The organism is Actinopolyspora xinjiangensis (assembly GCF_900104475.1).
Classification (GTDB): Bacteria; Actinomycetota; Actinomycetes; order Mycobacteriales; family Pseudonocardiaceae; genus Actinopolyspora; species Actinopolyspora xinjiangensis.
Genome location: NZ_FNJR01000013.1, coordinates 158,888 through 175,382, shown reverse-complemented (window position 1 = coordinate 175,382; position 16,495 = coordinate 158,888). Strand labels below are relative to the sequence as shown.

Genomic DNA, 16,495 nt, shown 5'->3' with positions numbered 1-16,495 from the left:
ACCACCCACACCACAACACCACAACCATGATGCCGCAGCGCGGGCACTACTCAAAGCAAAAAAAGACAAGAAAGCAAACACACACACGCGTGCACAAACACTGTTGAATTCTCAAAGAACACACCCACCACACACGCGGCAGGCCCACACCCGGAAACCACCCAACGGTCACCCCGCAGCCGGCCCCCGGAATGCACTGACCAATCTAGCACCCAACCGAAACGGCGTTTCCAGGGGGGTCCCCATTCTCCACCGCCGGCCCGCACCAAACCGATCAGCATTCAATTCTTCAAACAACCCCGAGTTCCGAGACTCAACGCCCGGATCTCGCAGCGGATCGCTCTCGGTTCATCCTAGCAACCGGATAACCTCGAGGATCATCGGGGGTCACAACCGAACCCCGTCGGCGCTGAACCAACTGCCGCACAGCCTCGCAGCGCCGACGGGAAACAATCTACGCCACGGAACCAACGGCGTCAAATCGACCGTACTGACCGCCGGCTGAAACGAATCCCCAGGTCAAACGCCTCACCGCTACACCTCGGAGCCTAGTGGACCACCCGAACTCCCGCAGTGTGACGCTTGCCACGACGAACCACCAGCCAACTACCGTGCAGCAGGTCCTGCTTCCCCGGTGACCAGGTTTCGTCCAGCACCTTGCCGTTGTTGACGTAGGCCCCGCCCTCGCCGACAGTGCGCCTGGCCGCCTTGCGCCCCGTGACCAGCCCGCTCTCCACCAGTAAGTCCACGATGGTCGGCTGGTCGGCCAGTCGGAGCCGCGCCGTGGGGACCTCGGCCATGGCGGCTTCGAGGGTGTTCTCGTTCAGCTGGTTCAAGTCCCCCCCGCCGAACAACGCCCGGCTCGCGGCCGCCACCTGCTCGGTGGCCGTGACACCGTGGACCAGGGTGGTCAGTTCCTCCGCCAGTCTGCGCTGCCCGAGCCGCTGCTGCGGCCGTTCCGCCGTGGCCCGTTCCAGCTCTTCGACCTCCTCCCGCTCCAGGAAGGTGAACAGCCGCAGGTACCTGCCCACGTCGGCGTCGGCGGTGTTGATGAAGTACTGGTACCAGGCGTACGGCGAAGTCAACTCCGGATCGAGCCAGATGTTTCCCCCGCCGGTGGACTTGCCGAACTTGTTCCCCTCCGCGTCGGTCACCAGCGGAGTGGTCAGCGCGTGCGCGCTCTCGCCGTCCTGGCGGCGCAGCAGATCCACGCCCGCGACGATGTTGCCCCACTGATCGGATCCACCCAGCTGCAGCTTCGTGCCGTATCGACGGTTGAGCTGCACGTAGTCGTTGGCCTGCAGCAGCATGTAGCTGAACTCGGTGTAGGACATCCCGTCGGACTCCAGCCGCCGCTTGACGGTCTCCCTGGAGAGCATCGCGTTGAGCGAGAAATGCTTCCCCACGTCCCGCAGGAACGTCGTGACGGGCAGACTCGCCGTCCAGTCGGCGTTGTTCGCCATGATCGCCCCGCTCGGGGACTCGTCGAAGTCGAGGAACAGCTCGAGCTGCCCACGTATCCCTTCGGTCCACTCGGAGACGACGCTCTCGTCGTGCAGGCTACGTTCGCCCACGTCACGCGGATCACCGATCAGACCGGTCGCGCCCCCCGCCAGCGCCAAGGGGCGATGCCCGGCGAGCTGGAAGCGGCGCAGGGTCAGCAGCGGGATCAGGTGTCCCGCGTGCAGACTCGGCGCGGTGGGGTCGAAACCGGCGTACAACGTGAGTGGCGGCGAATCGAGATCGCGACGCAATGACTCGAGATCGGTGGACTGCGCGATGAGACCGCGCCAGGAAAGCTCGTCAATGATGTGCTCACTCACGCTGCCAGTCTGGCGCACACCCACCGCACAACGTTGACACCCCCCGCCGCGGGCGCGCGGGTCCCGGCTCGGTGGGAACGTCTCCTCCAGAAGGCGTTCCCACCACGCACATCCGTTCAACCGCGGTTGGAAACCGTGCGCCTGCCACCACGGCGGTAGGAACTGACGGCGCGCGAGCCGTGCACCCAGGAACGCCAGGGCAGCTCGGTCGCTGTGGACACCCCCACTCTCGGTCCACTGCGCACGTCCCCGTCCTCCACGGGAGCGCCCCGCAGCAGGCGGATACGCGAGTCGGTGCGAAGCAGGTCCGTTCCATCCCACTCACGAGTGATTCCCAGTACCCCTGCGAGACGAGCCGGGCCACTGGCCAGCGCGGTGTCCTTGCGCACGGCCGGACGCCGGCGGCGCGCCAGTTCCTCGCCCTCCAGGACCTCGCCCGCTCGCAGCAGCACCGCAGCGGGCACTCCCTCGGCCAGGCACACCACGTTGAGGCAGAAGTGCATCCCGTAGACGAAATACACGTAGAGGTGTCCCGCCGGACCGAACATGACCGCGTTGCGCTCGGTACGCCCGCGATAGCAGTGCGATGCCGGGTCGTCCGCACCTCGGTAGGCCTCGACCTCGACCAGCCGTACGCGAACCACTCCTTCGGAAGAAATCGAGACCAGCTCACAACCGAGCAGGAAACGCGCCACCCGGAGCGGGTCACGTGCTATCTCGGAACGTGTCAACTCAGCCACGAGGAGCACACTACCGGTCGCCCGCCCCCGGAAGTCGAAGCGGAGCGGCCGGATCTCGCAAGGGCAGGCCCCGGCCGCCCGCCGGAGGGCTCACCCTGGATCGTGGAGCGACTCGCCGTTCACCCACTCACGATGTCGCGCCACGAGTTCATCGACGCGATGCGCCTGCTCGGCGACCCGCCGCGGCGCGGTGCCACCACGGGAGTCGCGTGCCGAGACCGATCCCTCGACCGTGAGCACCTCGCGGACCTCGGGCGTCAGCTCCGGATGTGCCCGGCTGAGCTCTTCCTCGGTCAGCTCGGCGAGCCCCACACCGCGCGATTCCGCGACCCGGACGCACTCACCCGAGGCCTCGTGGGCGGCCCGGAACGGCACCCCACGACGTACCAGCCACTCGGCCACGTCGGTGGCCAACGTGAATCCGGCCGGGGCCATCTCGGCCATCCGCTCGGTGTGGAAGGTCAGCGTGCCGAGCATCCCGGCCATAGCGGGCAGAACCAGGCGCAGTTGGTGCACCGAGTCGAACAGGGGTTCCTTGTCCTCCTGCAGATCACGGTTGTAGGCCAGGGGCTGCGCCTTGAGACTGGTCAACAGCCCCGTCAGATTGCCGAGCAGCCTCCCCGACTTGGCACGAGCCAGTTCGGCCACGTCGGGGTTCTTCTTCTGGGGCATGATCGAACTGCCGGTGGCCCAGGCGTCGTCCAGCGTGATGTAGCCGAACTCGGCGGTGTTCCACACCACGACCTCCTCCGCGATGCGCGAGAGGTTCACTCCGAGCATGGCCAGTGCGAACGCCGCCTCGGCGGCGAAGTCCCGCGCCGAGGTACCGTCCATCGAGTTGTCCACGCCGTGCTCGAATCCCAGTTCCTCGGCGACGGCGTCGGGATCCAGCCCGAGCGAGGAACCCGCCAGCGCACCGGCGCCGTACGGGGAGACCGCGGTGCGCTCGTCCCAGTCACGCAGGCGTGCGACGTCGCGCAGCAGTGCCTGGGAGTGCGCCAGCAGATGGTGCGCGAGCAGTACCGGCTGGGCGTGTTGCAGATGGGTGCGGCCCGCGAGAACGGCTCTCGGATGGGCGGCCGCCTGGGCACCGAGTGCCTCGATCACGTCGAGCACCGCCGAGACGATGCCGCGGACCGCGTCCCGCAACCACATCCGGAACTGGGTGGCCACCTGGTCGTTGCGGGAACGCCCGGCACGCAGTTTGCCGCCCAGCTCGGTGCCGACGCGTTCGAGCAGCCCGCGTTCCAACGCGGTGTGCACGTCCTCGTCCTCCGGAGCGGGCTGGAACCGTCCGGTACGCACGTCGGAGGCGAGCGTGTCCAACCCAGACAGCATGTGCTCCAGCTCGGACTCGGTGAGCAGCCCCGCCCGGTGCAGTACTCTGGCGTGCGCTTTCGAACCCGCGATGTCGTACGGCGCGAGTGACCAGTCGAAATGAGTGGACAGGCTGAGCGCGGCCATGGTCTCCGAGGGACCGGAGGTGAACCGCCCTCCCCAGAGCTTTGTCGGCTCCGAGGAGCTGTCGCCGGTCGTGGAGTCATCTTGTCGGGGCATGAGGTCTTCCTCGGGAAACGCGAAGCGGTACGGACGAGACGCCGGGTGCGGGTACCTCGGCGAGGCCCCGCACCCGAGAGGATCGTTCAGTGGTACTGCTCGCGTTTGGCCGCGATCTTGCTGGGCAGACCCCACAGTTGCACGAAGCCCTTCGCCAACCCCTGGTCGAAGCTGTCGCCCTCGTCGTAGGTGGCGAGGTTGAAGTCGTACAGCGACTGCTCGCTGCCGCGGCCGGTCACCACGGCGCTGCCCGCGTGCAGGGTCATCCGGATCTGTCCGGAGACGTGACGCTGGGTGTCGGCGATGAAGGAGTCCAGGGAGGTCTTCAGCGGGGAGAACCACAGGCCGTCGTAGACGAGCTCGCCCCAGCGCTGCTGGACCGTACGCTTGAAACGGGCGAGGTCGCGCTCCAGAGTCACCGCCTCGAGCTCACGATGGGCGGTGATCAGCGCCAACGCCCCGGGAGCCTCGTAGATCTCCCTGCTTTTGATGCCGACCAGCCTGTCCTCGACCATGTCGAGCCTGCCCACCCCTTGGGCTCCCGCGCGGCGGTTCAGTTCGGTCACCGCCTGCAGCGGTGTGACGGTGTGGCCGTCGATGGCCACCGGCACACCCTGTTCGAAGGTGATCACCACCTCGTCGGCCTCACGCGGCTGCGCGGGATCGGCGGTGTAGGAGTAGACGTCCTCGACGGGAGCGTTCCAGATGTCCTCAAGAAAGCCCGTTTCGACCGCCCTGCCCCACACGTTCTGGTCGATCGAGTACGGAGACTTGTTGCTGACATCGATCGGCAGGCCGTGCCGCTCGGCCCAGTCGATGGCCTTCTCTCTGGTCCAGGCGAAGTCGCGCACCGGGGCGAGCACCCGCATCTCGGGTGCGAGCGCCCCGATGCCGACCTCGAAACGGACCTGGTCGTTGCCCTTGCCGGTACATCCGTGAGCGACGGTGTCCGCACCGTGCTCGCGGGCCGCGTCGGTGAGGTACTTGGCGATGAGAGGCCGAGACAACGCCGAGACCAGCGGGTACTGGTCCATGTACATGGCGTTGGCCTGCAGCGCGGGCAGGCAGTACTGCTCGGCGAACTCGGCGCGGGCGTCAGAGACCACGGCTTCGGAAGCTCCGCAGGCCAATGCACGCTTGCGGATGGTCTCCAGGTCCTCGCCTCCCTGGCCGACGTCCACGGCCACCGCGACGACCTCGGCATTCGTCTCCTCGGCGATCCAGCCGATGGCCACTGAGGTGTCCAACCCGCCGGAGTAGGCGAGTACGACCCGGTCACTCATGATCATGCTCCTAGTACGTGTTGTCCGGTTGTTCGTCAGCGGTGCTGGGTGACGGCGCCGTCTCAGCTCGTCTCCGCCGTCGATTCGGGCTGCTGCACGCCGAGCTCGCGTAACCGATCGGCGAGTTCTCCACCGGTGAGCGGCTCGCGGGCCACCACCAGCAGCGTGTCGTCGCCCGCTATCGTGCCCGCCACCTCCTCCATCGCCGATCTGTCGATGGCGCTGGCGAGGAACTGGGCGGCACCGGGTGGGGTCCGCAGCACGGTCAGGTTTCCCGAGCCCTCGGCGCTGACGAGCAGTTCGCCGAGCAGCCGGCTCAACCGCGCGGTTCCACCCTGTACTCCCTGGACCGGGCTGCCGTCCTCGGGAATGACGTAAACGGGCTGTCCACCGTCGGGCGCACGGAGCTTCACAGCGCCCAGCTCGTCGAGATCCCGTGAGAGGGTGGCCTGCGTTACGTCGATACCGTCGGCGGCGAGCAGCCGGGCCAGTTCGGTCTGGCTGCGGATCTCCGTGCCGGTTACGAGTTCGACGATGCGTGCCTGGCGCGCCACTCGTGTGGTCATCGTCGTTGCACCAGCCAAGTCAGCAGTGCCTTCTGGGTGTGCAGGCGGTTCTCGGCCTCGTCGAACACGGCGCTGGAGGGGCCGTCCAGCACTTCGTCGGTGATCTCCCAGCCCCGGTGGGCGGGCAGGCAGTGCAGCACCGTGGTGTCCGCCTTCCCGGTGGCCCCCAGCAGGGCGGAGTCGAGCCGGAACGGTCGGAACGGGCTCACGCGGTCCTTGCCGTCGTTCTCCTGGCCCATGGAGGTCCAGGAGTCGGTGGCGACGACCTCCGCTCCCCGGACGGCCTCCTCCGGCGCGGTGAACACTTCGGTGGAGCCTCCGGTTTCGACGGCGCGTTTGCGTGCCGCGTCGAGAACCCACTGCTCCGGTTCGAAGCCCTCGGGGGCGGCGATCCGTACGTGCATCCCGGCGGTGGCGCCGCCGACGAGCAGGGAGTGGGCCATGTTGTTGGCCCCGTCACCGAGGTAGGTGAGGGTAAGACCGGCGAGGGTGCCGTGGTGTTCCCGGACGGTCTGCAGGTCGGCGAGCACCTGGCACGGGTGGAACTCGTTGGTGAGGGCGTTGACGACCGGGATCTCGGACGCGGAACTCATCGCGTCGATGCGCGCCTGGGCGAAGGTGCGCCACACGACGACGTCGACGTAGCGGGTGAGCACTCGCGCGGTGTCCTCGATCGTCTCCTCGCGACCGAGCTGCATCGTGCGCGCGTCGACCACCACCGGATGTCCGCCGAGCTGTACTATGCCGGTCTCGAAGGAAAGCCGTGTCCTGGTGGAGGTCTTCTCGAAGATGACCGCGACCGACTTCGGTCCCGCCAGCGGTGTGCTGTCGACGCGACGGTGCTTGAAGTCGTCGGCGAGATCCAGGATCTCGCGCTGTTCGGCGGGCGTGAGGTCGTCGTCGCGCAGAAAGTGACGCGGCATCAGTTCTTCCCTTCTCCGCCGTGCGCCTCGGAGAGCACTTCGGCGAGATCGCGGACGAACTCGTTCGCGCGTTGTTCGTCCAGTATCAGTGGGGGTGCCAGGCGCAGGGTGTCCGGACGAACCGGGTTGATGAGGTAGCCGCGCTCACGGGCGCTTTCCGCTGCCGCGGCGGCGATGTCGCCGTCCAGTTCGACGGCCAACAACATTCCCAGGCCGCGGACCTCCTTGACGGCGGGATGTTCGAGCCGTTCGATGGCGGCGATGATCTCCTTGCCCACCCGGCAGGCGTGTTCCAGCAGTCCCTCGGACTCGATGGTGTGCAGCACCGCGAGAGCGGCGGCGCAGCAGACCGGGTTCCCGCCGAAGGTGGTGGCGTGCTGGCCTGCTTCGAGCAGGAAGGCCGCCCGTCCCACCCCGATGCAGGCACCCAGCGGCAGTCCGCCCCCGAGTCCTTTGGCCAGGGTGATCACGTCCGGCACGATTCCGCACCGCTGGAAGGCGAACCAGTATCCGGTACGTCCGATTCCGGTCTGCACCTCGTCGAGGATCAGCAGCGCGCCGTTGCGGTCGGCGATCTCCCGGGCGGACTGCAGATACCCTTCGGGGGGAATGATCACGCCCGCCTCCCCCTGGACCGGTTCGAGCACGATCGCGGCGGTGTCCTCGTCCACGGCCTCGTCGAGGGCCGCGGCGTCCCCGAAGGGTACGTGCGAGACCCCGGTGGGCAACGGTTCGAAGGGGGTCTGCTTCTCCGGTTGGCCGGTCAACGCCAACGCCCCCATGGTGCGCCCGTGGAAACCGCGGTCAGCGGCGACCACGTTCGGGCGGCCGGTGCGCCGGGCGATCTTGAGCGCGGCCTCGTTCGCCTCGGAGCCGGAGTTGCAGAAGAACACCCTGCCGTTGCCGTCGACTCCGGCCAGTTGGAGCAGCCGCTCGGCCAGCCGGAGTTCCGGCTCGTGACTGTAGAAGTTGGACACGTGCCCGAGTTTCGTGATCTGTTCGGACACGGCGGAGGCCACGGCGGGATGGGCGTGGCCGAGCGCTGCCACTGCGATGCCACCGAGCAGATCCAGGTAGGTGTTGCCCTCCGCGTCGGTCACCGTGCACCCAGATCCGCTGGCCAGTTCCAGGCCCGGGGTGCCGTAGGTCGGCATGATCGCCTCCCGCCAACGACGGGCGGCCGCGGCGTTGCTCTGTTCCTCGGAAGACATCAGGCATCGTCCTTTCGTGGGGATTGCTCGGGAGGAACGACCATCGTGCCGATGCCCTCGCTGGTGAACACTTCGAGCAGCACCGAGTGGGCGAGTCTGCCGTCGATCACGTGGGCGCGGGGGACACCGCCGGTCACGGCCTGCAGGCAGGCCTCCATCTTGGGAACCATCCCGGAGGACAGGGTGGGGAGCAGTTCGGCCAGTCGTTCGGTGTCCAACCGCGAGACCAACGACTCGCGGTCGGGCCAGTCGGTGTAGAGCCCTTCGACATCGGTGAGCACCACGAGCTTCTCCGCCTCGAGCGCCACGGCCAGGGCTCCCGCCGCGGTGTCGGCGTTGACGTTGTGCACCACCCCGTCGGCGTCGGGGGCGACGGTGGAGATCACCGGTATGCGACCGGTCTCGATCAGGTCCAGCACGGCAGCCGGGTTGACCGATTCCACGTCACCGACCAGGCCGATGTCCACCTGCTCACCGTCCACCACGGCACCGCGGCGGCGCGCGGTGAACAGGTGCGCGTCCTCACCCGACATCCCCACCGCGTGGGGGCCGTGCTGGTTGATCAGCCCGACGAGCTCCCGGCCCACCTGGCCCACCAGCACCATCCGGACCACGTCCATGGTCTCCGGCGAGGTGACCCGCAGTCCGCCTCGGAACTCCCCGGGCATCCCGAGACGTTCGAGCATGTCGGTGATCTGCGGACCACCGCCGTGGACGATCACGGGTCGCAGCCCCGCCAGTCGCAGGAAGACCATGTCCTCGGCGAAAGCCTGTTTGAGCTTCTCGTCGGTCATCGCGTTTCCGCCGTACTTGACCACCACTGTGGCTCCGCGGAACCGCTCCAGCCAGGGCAGTGCCTCGGTCAGCACACCCGCCTTCGCCGCGGCGGTGCTCAACCGATCATCCGGTTTCGTGTCGCTCATGAGGAGTACGCGCTGTTCTCTTCGACGTAGCCGTGGGACAGGTCCGTGGTGAGCACGGTGGCGCTGTGCTCACCGAGGTGCAGATCGACGAGGATCTCGACGTCGCGACCGGAGAGGTCCACCGTGTCGCGCTCGGCGACCGGAGCGCCTCGGGAGTACAGCGTCACGCCGTTGACGGTGACCTCCAGCGAGGAGGCGTCCACGGTTGCCCCGGAACGCCCGACCGCCATGACGATGCGCCCCCAGTTGGGGTCGGACCCGAACAGCGCGGTGCAGACCAGGTTGTCCTCGGCGGTCAGTCGTGCGATGCCCACCGCGTCCGACTCGCTCACCGCGCCGCGCACGGTTATGTCGATCGCCTTGGTGGCTCCCTCAGCGTCGTGCTGCAGTTGCCGCACGAGGTCGGCGCAGACCTCGGTGAGCAGTTCGGTGAACTCCTCCTCGGCGGGGGTGAGCCCGCTCGCCCCCGAGGAGAGCAGCAGCACCGTGTCGTTGGTGGAGGTCCCACCGTCGACGTCCAGGCGCTCGAAGGTGCCTCGTGACGCCTCCAGCAGCGATCGTTGCAGCCCCTCGCCGTCGACGACGGCGTCGGTGGTGACGACCGCGAGCATGGTGGCGAGGTTCGGTGCCAGCATTCCCGCGCCTTTGACCATGCCGCCGACCGACCACCCGTCGGGATGCGTACGGCAGGCCTGCTTGGGACGGGTGTCGGTGGTCAGGACGGCGGTCGCGGCGTCGGTTCCCGCCCGCTCGGTGTCGGCGAGCCCGTCGACCGCCGCTCCGAGACCGTCCAGCAGGGCACGCATCGGCAGCCGCTGCCCGATGAGCCCGGTGGAGCAGACACCGATCTCGATGGCGCCGGTGTCGAGCAGTTCCGCGGCCCGCTCCGCGGTGGTGTGAGTGTCCTGGAACCCCTCGGGACCGGTGCAGGCGTTGGCTCCGCCGGAGTTGAGCACGACGGCTCGCAGCCTGCGTTCGCGCAGCACCTGCTCGGACCACAGCACGGGGGCCGCTTTCACCTGGTTGGTGGTGAACACGCCGGCGGCTTCCCGGCGTGGGCCGTCGTTGACGACCAACGCTAGGTCGAGCGATCCCCCCGCCTTGATGCCGGCGGCCACCCCCGAGGCCCGGAACCCGCGGGGACGGGTCACCCCGTTCGGGGTGCCGGTGCTCGTTTCCTGCGCGACCGTGCCGGTCGTCTGGTCACTCGTACTCAATGTTCTCCTTCGAGATGCTCGGCCACGGTGCGTCCGGCTCCGCGCCGCACCTCGACCGCGGCCGTGAGCCCGCTCGACCAACGGCGGGATCCGATCGGTGTCGAAAGCCGACAGCGTGAACACGCCAACCCCTCGTCGCCGGTTGGTCCGCGGGGCGGCGTTCTCACGGTGCCGTCCCGGTGGTGGGCAGTCCGGTGGTCTCCGGAAGGCCGAGCGCGAGATTCATGCACTGCACGGCGCCGCCCGCCGTTCCCTTCGTGAGGTTGTCCTCCGCCCCCACGGCGACCAGGCTGCCCGCGTCGGGATCCACGGTCACCTGCAGGTGAACCGTGTTCGCCCCGAGCGTGGCCGAGGTCTGCGGCCACTGCCCCTCCGGCAGCACTCGCACGAAGGGTTCCGCCTCGTAGGCCCGGACGTAGCTGCGCCTCACCCGCTCGGCATCGACGCCGTCCCGCAGTCGCGCGTTGCAGGTGGCGAGAATGCCTCGCGACATGGGGGCGAGCATCGGTGTGAACGAGACGCGAACCGGTTCACCCGCCGCGGTTCCGAGGTTCTGGACCATCTCGGGGGTGTGCCGGTGCGCTCCACCGACGCCGTAGACGCTGGCCGATCCCATGACCTCGGCCGAGAGCAGGTGGGGCTTGAGCGAGCGCCCCGCGCCGGAGGTTCCGGTCGCGGCCACGACCACCAGATCCGGTTCCACCAACCCGTCGTGGAGCGCGGGCAGCAGCGCGAGGGTGGTCACCGTCGGGAAGCAGCCGGGCACGGCCACCCGTTCCGCCCCGCGCAGCTTCTCCCGCGCCCAGGGCAGTTCCGGAAGCCCGTAGGGCCAGCTACCGGGATACTCGCCGCCGTACCACCGCCGCCAAGCGGCGGGGTCCTCGAGACGGTGGTCCGCACCGCAGTCGATGACCACCGCGCCACCGAGCCGGGTGGCCAACTCCTCGGAGTGCCCGTGCGGCAACGCGAGGAAGACCACGTCGTGCCCGGCGAGCACCTCGGCGTCGGTCTCGCGGAGCGGCCGGTCGGACAGCTCCACGAGGTTGGGGTGGTGTTCCCCCAGGGTGCTTCCGACGTTCGATCCCGCCGTGAGGGCACCGATCTCGACCTGCGGGTGGGCCAGCAGCAGGCGGAGCAACTCACCGCCCGCGTAGCCACTGGCACCGGCCACCGCGACTCGTACAACCATACGAATGATTATGCACTAGTATGCAATATCAATCAACAAGGGGCGGGATTCCGGCTCGGACCCCACCCCGCACCCGGCCACCGCTCCGCGAGACATGGCCAACACCGCGGCCGCTGCGCGGGGGCGAGCTCCGGAACAGGAGAAAAACACCGCCGCGAAGCGCGGCACGAAAAAACGGGGTGGGTGGCTCGCGCACGAGCCACCCACCCCGGGTGGGATCACAACCGCTCGACCGGAACCGCCCCGCACCGAAGCGATGAGCTCCGACACGGCTACACGGACCGGTCACGGAAGTCGAATGCCACTAACCACGCAGCACTGCCCCGAACCGCTGATCCGCCGCGGCCACGGCCGAATCCCGGACCTCGGTAGCCTCCTGCTGGGTCAACGTCCGGTCGGGAGCACGCAGCCGCAGGGCGAACGCCAACGACTTCTTGTCGGCACCGAGCTGTTCACCGGTGAAAACGTCGAACAACCTGATGTCCTCGACCAGCTCACCCCCGCCCGAACGCAGCGCTTCGGCGAGATCGGCCGCCGGGACCTCCTCGTCGACCACCAACGCCACGTCGAGCCGCACCGGCGGATAGGCCGAGATGTCCGGGGCGGGGCGATCGTCCGTCACCGGCAGCGCGTCCAGGTCGAGTTCCATGGCGCAGGTCCGCTTTGGCAGCTCCAGGGCCTCCACCACCTTGGGGTGCAGTTCCCCCGCGTAACCGACGACGGCACCGTCCACCTCCAGCGCGGCGCAGCGGCCCGGATGCCACGGCGCCTTGTCACCGGCGGATACACTCAGCGGGACACCGGCCGTGTCGGCCACGAGCCTGGCGGCCCGCACCGCGTCCGACCACTCCGCGTCACGGCCCGCTCCCCACCAGCCGGAACGTTCCCGCTGTCCCGCCAGGACCACGCCGACGTGCCTGGGCTGGGCGGGCAGCGCGGCGTGGAGCGCGGCCAGCTGCTCGTCCGAGGGACGTTGCTCGACACCGAGTTCGGGGACGGACGGCTGTTCCGGCCCGGGCAGCACGACCTGCCCGATGTGGAACAGCGCGAGATCACGCCTTCCCCTGGAGACGTTGCGCTGCAACGAGTCGAGCAACCCCGGCAACAGGGTGGTGCTGAGCAACGCGCGGTCCGACTCCAGGGCGTTGAGGGCCCGCAGCGCACGGCGGCGCGGATCGTCCTCGGTGATCCCCAGCGATTCCAGGGTGGCCTCGCCGATGAACGGAAACGGCAGCACCTCGACGTAACCGTCGTGCGCCAGAGCACGGGAAACGGCCCGTTCCCTGCGCTGCCCCGCGCTCAGCCCACTGCCTGTGGGCGCGGAGGGAACGATCGAGGGGATTGTGTGGTACCCCTCCAGGCGGAGCACCTCTTCGACCAGGTCCGCGGGCTGCGTCAGGTCGGGGCGCCAGCTCGGCGGCAGGGCGGTCACCACGCCGACGCCGTCGTCGGAGGTTCCCACCTCGATCCGACAGCCGATCTGGGTGAGCCGCTTGGCGGTGACACCGCGTTCGTAGCGGACACCGGCCACCTGGTCCGGCAACGCCAGCGGCATCGTCACCGGAGCGGGCTGGGACGGCTGGCCGACATCGGTACGGCCGGCGCTGATGGTGGCCTCCCCGTAGTCGACGAGCAACCTGGCGGCACGCTCCGCCGCCACAGCGGCCACCGCGGGATCGACGCCCCGCTCGAACCGCTTGCCCGCCTCACTGGGCAGCCGGTGCCTTCGGATCATGCGCGAGATGCCCGCAGGCTCCCAGTTCGCCGCTTCCAGCAGCACGTCGTTGGTGTCCTGCCCGATCTCGGTGCTGGATCCGCCCATGACACCGGCCAGGGAGACCGGGCCGGAGTCGTCGCAGATCACGATGTCGTCGGGATCGAGCTCCCGCTCAACACCGTCGAGCGTCACGAGCGACTCCCCCGCGGCGGCACGTCGTACCACGACATCCCCGGAGAGCTTGGCCGCGTCCCAGGCGTGCAGCGGCTGCCCGAACTCGAGCATCACGTAGTTGGTGACGTCCACCGGCAGGGAGAGAGAACGAATCCCGGCGAGCGCCAGTCGCCGCTGCATCCACCACGGGGTCGGGGCGGTCGGATCGACCCCGGTCAACCTGCGGAAGACGAAACGGGAGCACGCGGTCTCGTCCTCGATGCGCACGTTGCGGGAGGGACGGTCGTCATCCGGGATCGCCCGGTTGGCCGGGTCCCCGAACGGCACGTCGAACGCGTTGGACAACTCGCGCGCGAGTCCGCGAACCGAGAAGCAGTAACCGCGATCGGGGGTGATGGCCAGTTCGATGACCGAATCGTCCAACCCGACGATCTCGTTGGCGGGGGTGCCGGGGTCGGCGGAGCCCGGAGGCAGCACCAGAATGCCGTCGTGGTCCTCACCGATACCGAGCTCCCGGGCCGAACAGATCATGCCCTCGCTGGTGCGCCCGTAGGTCTTGCGGGCGGTGATCTCGAAATCGCCCGGCAGGATCGTTCCGGGCAGGGCCACGACCACCAGTGACCCAGCGCTGAAGTTGGTGGCCCCGCACACGATGCCGCGCGTCTGCTGCTCACCGGTCTCGGACTTTCCGACTTCGACCTGGCAGTAGCGGATGGGTTTTTTGAACTCGGTCAGTTCCTCGATCTCGGCGACTCGTCCGACGACGAGCGGACCGGTGACCGGGGTGAGTCGGGTGACCTCCTCGACTTCCAGCCCGATCCGCACGAACGCCTCGGTCAGGGTGTCGATGCTCGTGTCCTCGGGCAACTCAAGATGCTCGGCCAGCCAGGAAACCGGAATCCGCACTGGATCGCAGCCCTTCTCTCGATCATGTGGGGTCGGTGGTGCGGGCCGGGGCCCGGGCACCCGACCGGACTCAGTATTCGATGCCGAACGCCTCGGTGAACCGGACGTCCCCTTCGACCATGTCCCGCATGTCGGGAATCCCGTTGCGGAACTGCAGGGTCCGTTCCAGCCCCATGCCGAAGGCGAACCCGGTGTGGGTCTCGGGGTCCACTCCGGAAGCACGCAGCACGTTGGGGTGCACCATGCCGCAGCCACCCCATTCGACCCAGCCCGCACCGCCCTTCTTCTCCGGAAACCACACGTCCATCTCGGCGGACGGCTCGGTGAAGGGGAAGAAGTTGGGCCTGAAACGGGTCCTGGTCTCCGGTCCGAACATGGACCTGGCGAAAGCGTCCAGCGTTCCCTTGAGGTGCGCCATGGTCAGCCCCTTGTCCACCGCGAGGCCCTCCACCTGGTGGAACACCGGGGTGTGCGTGGCGTCGAGCGCATCCGTGCGGAACACCCTGCCCGGGGAGACGCGGTAGACCGGTAGCTCACTGTCCAGCAGGGCCCGCACCTGCACCGGAGAGGTCTGCGTGCGCAGCACCAGCCCCGAGTCCTCCGGGGCGATGTGGAACGTGTCCTGCATCGTACGCGCCGGGTGGTCCCTGCCGAAGTTCAACGCGTCGAAGTTGAACCACTCGGCCTCCAGCTCCGGCCCTTCCGAAACGTGCCAGCCCATCGCCACGAAGTCGTCCGCGACACGCTCGATGAGCTGAGTGATCGGGTGCCGGGCCCCCGAAGGAACGCGATCCGTCGGCAGGGTGACGTCGACCGTTTCCTCCCGCAGCACCCGCTCGTCACGTTCGGCGCGCAATTGCTCGTGGCGGAGGTCGAAGGCCTCCTGGATCGCCTGGCGCGTCTCGTTCACCCGCTTGCCCGCATCGGCCTTGGCCTGCGGGGGCAACGCTCCGATCTCGCGCCGCGCGCTCAACACCGGGGAGCGTTCCCCCAGGTGTGCGGGCTTGACCGCCGCCAGTTCGTCGAGGTCGGCGGCGCCGTCGAAGGCTTTGCGGGCGTCGTCAACCGCGCGTTGCAGCGTCTCCGGCGCGAGCGCGACGACCTCCTTCGGGTCGTACGGGTCGTTGGCTCCAGACATCGTCGCTGTGTAACTCCCGTATCCGACGGCCCGCTTGCGCGAACCGGTCTTGACGTGTGAACACTGGTTCCCTCGGGGAAACAGTCTATGTGATTGGTTTCGGAAACCTCGCGAAACGACCCGTGCGGGTGCTCGTGGTCGCACGGACCGCGGCGGGGAACCGCTCCTGCCGGGGCGAGGGCCTTCGGCCGCATGCCTGCTCCGACCTCCGGACGGCCGCCGGAACCGAGCACCGCGCGGACGACGGGAGCGCATCACTCGGGGCCGCGCCGCACGCGCCTCGCCGAGGCGTACAGGCACACCGCGGCGGCGGTGGCCAGGTTCAGGCTCTCCGCCCGGCCGTAGATGGGGACGCGCAGTGTCGTGTCCAGCCGTTGGCCGTACTCACCGAGACCGTGCGCCTCACTGCCGAACACCCAGGCCGTCGGCACGTCCAGTCGACCTTCCTCCTCGGCGGTGTGCAGATCCGAGTCGGCTTCCCCGGCTGCCCCCACCAGCAGCAATCCGGCACGGCGACACTCCGCCAACACCGCGTCCGTGTCACGTTCCCGCGCCAACGGAAGGTGGAAGAGACTGCCCGTGGAGGCTCGAACGGCCTTGCCGTTGTAAGGGTCGACGGTCTCGCCCGCGAACAGCACCGCCCCCGCTCCGGCGGCGTCGGCGACACGCAGCACCGTGCCCGCGTTACCGGGATCGGCGATGTCGAGCAGCACCACCACCAGGGACGGCCGGGGAGCCAGCACCGCCTGCGGGTCCGTCCGGGGCAGCTCGCAGACCGCGATCACTCCCTGCGGGGTGACCGTCTCGGACAACGCGGCGGCCGCTCGCTCGGTGACGGTCCACAGCGGAACCCCGCTCGCGGCGCAGCGCTCGGCGACCTCCGGGACCCGTCGCAGCCCCTCGGCGGTGACCAGCACCTCGCGAACCCCGCTTTGGGGGGACACGCCCGACTCGGGCGTGTGCGGCGCCAACGCTTCGAGGACGGCGTTGGCGCCCTCCGCCAGGAACATACCGGCACGTTCGCGCCCGGCACGACGCGTGAGCTTGCGGGCGGAGGACACCCGGGCGGAGCGTTCCGTCAACGGCGGACGCGCCGCGTCGGGGCGTCCCTCTCCTCCCGTGGTGTCC

General features: G+C 68.8%; 13 protein-coding genes. All 13 read right to left on the bottom strand.

Features of this window, described 5'->3' with window-relative positions:
* Window positions 1–548 precede the first annotated feature (548 nt).
* The 13 genes from tyrS to BLQ75_RS19170 all read right to left on the bottom strand — a co-directional run bounded on the left by tyrS (window position 549) and on the right by BLQ75_RS19170 (window position 16,449).
* Entirely contained in the window at window positions 549–1,823 is a 1,275-nt protein-coding gene (gene tyrS, locus BLQ75_RS19230; RefSeq protein WP_092604068.1) for a tyrosine--tRNA ligase, read from the bottom strand.
* A gap of 116 nt (window positions 1,824–1,939) precedes the next feature.
* The gene (locus tag BLQ75_RS19225; protein ID WP_425286472.1) at window positions 1,940–2,554 is read right to left on the bottom strand and encodes a DNA-3-methyladenine glycosylase; all 615 of its coding nucleotides are present in this window, start codon (window positions 2,552–2,554) and stop codon (window positions 1,940–1,942) included.
* 99 nt (window positions 2,555–2,653) lie between these two features.
* Window positions 2,654–4,120, bottom strand: coding sequence for an argininosuccinate lyase (gene argH / locus BLQ75_RS19220; RefSeq protein WP_092604066.1), 1,467 nt, complete (start codon window positions 4,118–4,120; stop codon window positions 2,654–2,656).
* Between the two features lie 86 nt (window positions 4,121–4,206).
* Entirely contained in the window at window positions 4,207–5,403 is a 1,197-nt protein-coding gene (locus tag BLQ75_RS19215; RefSeq protein WP_092604090.1) for an argininosuccinate synthase, read from the bottom strand.
* Between the two features lie 62 nt (window positions 5,404–5,465).
* Complete coding sequence (locus BLQ75_RS19210; RefSeq protein ID WP_092604065.1) at window positions 5,466–5,969, bottom strand: arginine repressor; 504 nt, start codon at window positions 5,967–5,969, stop codon at window positions 5,466–5,468.
* Window positions 5,966–6,892 (bottom strand): ornithine carbamoyltransferase, encoded by a 927-nt coding sequence (gene argF, locus BLQ75_RS19205; protein WP_092604064.1) that lies wholly within the window; start codon window positions 6,890–6,892, stop codon window positions 5,966–5,968. Before argF ends, BLQ75_RS19210 begins: the two co-directional genes overlap by 4 nt.
* Window positions 6,892–8,103, bottom strand: a complete 1,212-nt coding sequence (locus BLQ75_RS19200; protein WP_092604063.1) for an acetylornithine transaminase — start codon at window positions 8,101–8,103, stop codon at window positions 6,892–6,894. Before BLQ75_RS19200 ends, argF begins: the two co-directional genes overlap by 1 nt.
* Window positions 8,103–9,026: an acetylglutamate kinase gene (gene argB / locus BLQ75_RS19195; RefSeq protein WP_092604062.1), complete on the bottom strand. Its 924-nt coding sequence runs from the start codon at window positions 9,024–9,026 to the stop codon at window positions 8,103–8,105. Before argB ends, BLQ75_RS19200 begins: the two co-directional genes overlap by 1 nt.
* Window positions 9,023–10,243: a bifunctional glutamate N-acetyltransferase/amino-acid acetyltransferase ArgJ gene (argJ, locus tag BLQ75_RS19190; RefSeq protein WP_244515729.1), complete on the bottom strand. Its 1,221-nt coding sequence runs from the start codon at window positions 10,241–10,243 to the stop codon at window positions 9,023–9,025. Before argJ ends, argB begins: the two co-directional genes overlap by 4 nt.
* 163 nt (window positions 10,244–10,406) lie before the next feature.
* Window positions 10,407–11,432, bottom strand: coding sequence for an N-acetyl-gamma-glutamyl-phosphate reductase (gene argC, locus BLQ75_RS19185; protein WP_092604061.1), 1,026 nt, complete (start codon window positions 11,430–11,432; stop codon window positions 10,407–10,409).
* Window positions 11,433–11,736: 304 nt separating this feature from the next.
* The gene (gene pheT, locus BLQ75_RS19180) at window positions 11,737–14,229 is read right to left on the bottom strand and encodes a phenylalanine--tRNA ligase subunit beta (RefSeq protein ID WP_092604060.1); all 2,493 of its coding nucleotides are present in this window, start codon (window positions 14,227–14,229) and stop codon (window positions 11,737–11,739) included.
* 70 nt (window positions 14,230–14,299) lie between these two features.
* Window positions 14,300–15,367: a phenylalanine--tRNA ligase subunit alpha gene (gene pheS, locus BLQ75_RS19175; protein WP_092604059.1), complete on the bottom strand. Its 1,068-nt coding sequence runs from the start codon at window positions 15,365–15,367 to the stop codon at window positions 14,300–14,302.
* Between the two features lie 254 nt (window positions 15,368–15,621).
* Window positions 15,622–16,449: a TrmH family RNA methyltransferase gene (locus tag BLQ75_RS19170; protein WP_244515726.1), complete on the bottom strand. Its 828-nt coding sequence runs from the start codon at window positions 16,447–16,449 to the stop codon at window positions 15,622–15,624.
* Between the last annotated feature and the right edge of the window lie 46 nt (window positions 16,450–16,495).